Annotated in this window: 4 protein-coding genes; 3 read left to right on the plus strand and 1 reads right to left on the minus strand. The window is 75.7% G+C overall.

Annotated features, from left to right (window positions below; all coding sequences use genetic code 11):
- The 3 genes from radA to N866_RS17450 all read left to right on the plus strand — a co-directional run.
- Positions 1 to 1,384, plus strand: a 1,384-nt coding sequence (radA, locus tag N866_RS17440; protein ID WP_034228942.1) for a DNA repair protein RadA, incomplete at its 5' end; no start/stop codon positions are given.
- An 89-nt stretch (positions 1,385 to 1,473) separates the two neighbouring features.
- Positions 1,474 to 2,559, plus strand: coding sequence for a DNA integrity scanning diadenylate cyclase DisA (gene disA / locus N866_RS17445; RefSeq protein WP_034228944.1), 1,086 nt, complete (start codon positions 1,474 to 1,476; stop codon positions 2,557 to 2,559).
- Positions 2,560 to 2,602: 43 nt separating this feature from the next.
- Entirely contained in the window at positions 2,603 to 3,019 is a 417-nt protein-coding gene (locus N866_RS17450; protein ID WP_052023213.1) for an iron chaperone, read from the plus strand.
- A gap of 9 nt (positions 3,020 to 3,028) precedes the next feature.
- On the opposite strand, the gene N866_RS21615 is transcribed toward N866_RS17450, so the two are convergent.
- The coding region (locus tag N866_RS21615) for a hypothetical protein (protein ID WP_052023214.1) at positions 3,029 to 3,497 on the minus strand (469 nt) is incomplete at its 5' end.

A 3,497-nucleotide genomic window follows, 5' to 3' on the forward strand; every position in this document is an offset into this window, starting at 1 on the left:
CGGCCGGGCCGCGCGCAGCGCCCGGCCGGACTACGCCTGCGCCGAGTGCGGCTGGACGACGTCCAAGTGGGTCGGCCGCTGCGGGGAGTGCCAGGCCTGGGGCACGGTCGCCGAGGAGGGACCTGCGGCGTCCGGTCCCCGCACGGCAGCCACCCCGCCGCGCGGCCCTGCCCGGCCGATCGGTGAGATCGACGTCGAGGCGGCGCGCGCCCGGCCGACGGGCGTGGGTGAGCTCGACCGCGTGCTCGGCGGCGGGCTGGTGCCGGGGGCCGTCGTCCTCATGGCCGGGGAGCCCGGCGTCGGCAAGTCGACGCTGCTCCTGGACGTGGCCGGACGCGTCGCACGGGGATCGGGCACCGTCCTGTACGTCACCGGGGAGGAGTCCGCGGGCCAGGTGCGGCTACGGGCCGACCGGATCGGGGCCCTCGCGCCCCGCCTCCTGCTCGCCGCGGAGACCGACCTTGGCGCCGTGCTCGGCCACATCGAGCAGACGAACCCCTCCCTGCTCGTCGTCGACTCGGTGCAGACCATCGCGTCGGTCCAGGTCGACGGCGCGCCGGGCGGCGTGAGCCAGGTACGTGAGGTCGCCGCGGCCCTCATCGCGGCGGCCAAGGAGCGGGACCTGCCCACGCTGCTCGTCGGCCACGTCACCAAGGACGGCACCGTCGCCGGGCCCCGCACCCTGGAGCACCTCGTCGACGTGGTGTGCCAGTTCGAGGGCGACCGCCACTCGCGCCTGCGCTTCGTCCGCGCGACCAAGAACCGGTACGGGCCGACGGACGAGGTGGGCTGCTTCGACCTCACCGAGCAGGGGATCGTGGAGCTACCCGACCCCAGCGGCCTCTTCCTGTCCCACGCGGTGCAGCACGTCCCGGGCACCTGCGTCACGGTCACCCTCGACGGCCGTCGCCCGCTCGCCACGGAGGTGCAGGCGCTGGTCGTGCCCACGCTCCTGAGCAACCCCCGACGCACGACGAGCGGGGTGGACTCCAGTCGGCTCGCCATGGTGCTCGCCGTCCTGCAGCGGCGCGCCGGCGTGATGCTCGCCGACAAGGACGTCTACGTGTCCTCCGTCGGGGGCGCCCGTGTGACGGAGCCGGGTGCGGACCTGGCGGTCGCGCTGGCCACGGCGAGCGGCGGGGAGAACGTCCCGCTGGCGGACCACCTCGTCGCGGTCGGCGAGGTGGGCCTGGCCGGCGAGATCCGGCCGGTCGTCGGGCTGGACCGGCGCCTCGCGGAGGCCCGCCGGCTGGGCTTCACGCGCGCCGTCGTGCCCGTCGGCGCGGTGGACCCGGCGACCGTCCCGGGGCTCACGCTGCTCGAGGCCGGGCACCTGGCCCAGGCCGTCGAGCTCGCGCGCGGTCCCCGTCTGCGCGGCGTCTGACCCCGTGTGACCGGACGATGACGCGCCCGGACCCGCCGTCCGGGTCATCCAGACGGTTCACCGCGGTCATGCTCGCGTACCCTCGTGCCGTGGTCACGACCGAGCGCTCCGCCGAGGACACGCTGCGCTCCACCCTCGCGGCCGTCGCGCCCGGGACCGAGCTGCGCGACGGGCTCGAGCGGATCCTGCGTGGGCGCACGGGCGCCCTCATCGTCCTGGGCCACGACGCGGTCGTGGAGTCGATGTGCTCGGGCGGGTTCGCGCTCGACGTCGAGTTCTCCGCGACCCGCCTGCGCGAGCTGGCCAAGATGGACGGCGCCGTCGTCGTCGACCGGGACGCGACGCGCATCCTCCGTGCGGCCGTGCAGCTGCTGCCGGACCCGACCATCGAGACGACCGAGTCCGGGACGCGGCACCGCACCGCCGAGCGCGTGGCGAAGCAGGCCGGGTTCCCCGTCATCTCGGTGTCCCAGTCGATGCGCATCGTCGCCGTGTACGTGGGCAACTCGCGGTACGTGCTCGAGGGCTCCGACGTCATCCAGTCCCGGGCGAACCAGGCGCTCGCGACCCTCGAGCGCTACAAGGCGCGCCTGGACGAGGTGAGCGGGACGCTGTCCGCGCTGGAGATCGAGGACCTCGTCACGGTGCGCGACGTCGCGGCCGTCGTCCAGCGCCTCGAGATGGTCCGGCGCATCTCCGAGGAGATCGCCGGCTACGTGGTCGAGCTCGGCACCGACGGCCGCCTCATGGCGCTCCAGCTCGACGAGCTCGTCGGCGGCATCGGGGCGGACCGCCAGCTCGTCATCCGGGACTACGTCGACGACGGCCGGTCGGGCCGCAGCCTGGCCGACGTGCAGGCCGCCCTCGCGACCCTGGACGCCACGCAGCTGCTCGACCTCACGCACATCGCGCGGGTCCTGGGCCTCATCGGGGTCGAGGACTCGCTCGACGGCGCCGTCGGCCCGCGCGGCTACCGCCTGCTGTCCAAGGTCCCCCGCCTGCCGGGCACGATCGTGGACCGGCTCGTGGGGCACTTCGGCAACCTCCAGAAGCTGCTGGCCGCGGGCATCGACGAGCTCATGGCCGTCGACGGCGTCGGCGAGCAGCGGGCCCGCGCGGTGCGCGAGGGCCTGTCCCGGCTCGCCGAGTCGAGCATCCTCGAGCGCTACGTCTGACGTCCGGGCCGGCCGCCCGGCCGGGGATGACGGGAGGTCCCTCGTGGCCACGAGGAAGCCGCCGGCGCACCGGCCCGAGGAGGTGGACGCCTACCTGGCCGCCCTGCCGGTCGGTCAGCGCGACGCCCTCGACGCGCTGCGCCGGCAGATCCGCGACGTCGCCCCGGCGGCGACCGAGCGCGTCGCCTACGGCGTCCCGTCCTTCCACCACGACGGGCCGCTCGTCTCCTACGGGGCCTTCCGGAACCACGTCAGCCTCGTGAGCCAGAGCCCGGCGCTGATCCGTCGGCTGGCCGACCGGCTCACCGGGCTCGACGTGAGCGGCAGCACGATCCGGTTCGCACCGGAGTCACCGCTGCCACCGGAGGTGGTCGAGCTCGTGGTGCGCGAGCGCCTCGCCGAGAACGCCGCACGGCGCGAGGCGCGGGAGACCGGCCGCACGCGCGGCACAGCGGACTGACCGTCCGGCTCAGCCGAGCTCGAGCACCACCGGGCCGCTCTGGGCGCCGGCGACCACGGCGACGGCCGTGTACGTCCCCGGCCTCGGCTCCGGGAGCCCGGCGGTGCAGGCCTCGTCCGACCGCACCCGCGGCCACGCGACGGGCATCGCCTCGGCCGCGCCCGGTGCCATGAGGAGGAGCCGCTCCCCGGCCGCCTCCGCGGGGCAGTCCGCGCTGGACCAGATGCGGTCCGCGCCGGACGTCACGACGAGCGACTGGTTCGCGAGCCCGGCATCGACGGTGCACGCGCTGTCGCCGGAGTTGGTCAACGTGACCGTGAAGGTCGGCGTGGCCCCTGCGGGGTAGGTCGCCGCGTCGACGGCCAGCGTCGTCGTCAGCTGCTCCGGCGCGCACGCGGCGGCCGCGCCGCCGCCGGCGTCGGCCTCCTCCTCGGCCTCCTCCTCGGCCGGGGCCTCCGCCTCGCCCGTCGCCGCCTCC

This window comes from Actinotalea ferrariae CF5-4, from assembly GCF_000603945.1.
In the GTDB taxonomy this organism is placed as follows: domain Bacteria; phylum Actinomycetota; class Actinomycetes; order Actinomycetales; family Cellulomonadaceae; genus Actinotalea; species Actinotalea ferrariae.